Source organism: Desulfovibrio sp. 1188_IL3213, from assembly GCF_036763145.1.
Classification (GTDB): Bacteria; Desulfobacterota; Desulfovibrionia; order Desulfovibrionales; family Desulfovibrionaceae; genus Desulfovibrio.
The window spans coordinates 1-742 of the sequence record NZ_JBAIYR010000703.1 but is presented as its reverse complement, the minus strand read 5'-3'; the positions used below and the strand labels follow the sequence as shown (position 1 = coordinate 742).

1 protein-coding gene is annotated in these 742 nt (G+C 63.6%); it reads right to left on the bottom strand.

The features are described 5' to 3' along the window. Positions 1 to 742: L-seryl-tRNA(Sec) selenium transferase (gene selA, locus V6C16_RS14655; protein ID WP_333543615.1), on the bottom strand; the 742-nt coding region annotated here is incomplete at both ends.

Sequence of the window (742 nt, the reverse complement as noted above, 5' to 3'; positions counted from 1 at the left end):
CGATCATGTCCTTGCGCCCGGCGATGATGCCCGCCTGCGGGCCTCCGAGCACCTTGTCGCCGGAAAATGTGGCGATGTCCGCTCCCTGTGCCAGCACCGAAGGTACGGTAGGTTCGTCGGGCAGGCCGCAGGAGGAAAAGTCCGTCAGGCTGCCGCTGCCGAGGTCTTCAATGAGGGGCAGGTCATGCTGGCGCGCCAGTTCTGCCAATTCGGGCAGCGGCACGGCCGAATGAAAGCCCACAATGCGGTAATTTGACGTGTGCACGCGCATGAGAGCGCGGGTGTTTTCGTTTATGGCCGCGCTGTAGTCATGCAGATGGGTGCGGTTGGTAGCTCCCACCTCGCGCAGTGTGGCCCCGCTTTTTTCCATCACTTCGGGAATACGGAAGCTGCCGCCGATTTCCACCAGTTCCCCGCGTGAGACAACAACTTCGCCGCCCTTGCAGAAGGTGTCCAGCACCAGCAGCACGGCAGCGGCATTGTTGTTGACCACAAGGGCGGCTTCAGCCCCGGTGAGGCGGCACAGCAGGTCTTCGACCAGAGCATGACGGCTGCCCCGGCCGCCGCTCTGCATGTCCAGTTCCAGATTGCAGTAGCCGGTGGCGGCGGTAATGACGGCTTCACGCGCTTCTTTGGCAAGCACGGAGCGCCCCATATTGGTATGCACCACCACGCCGGTAGCGTTGAGCGCCGCCCGGAAGCGACTGCGCAGACCCGCGCGCGCATGTGCCACAAGATCGGG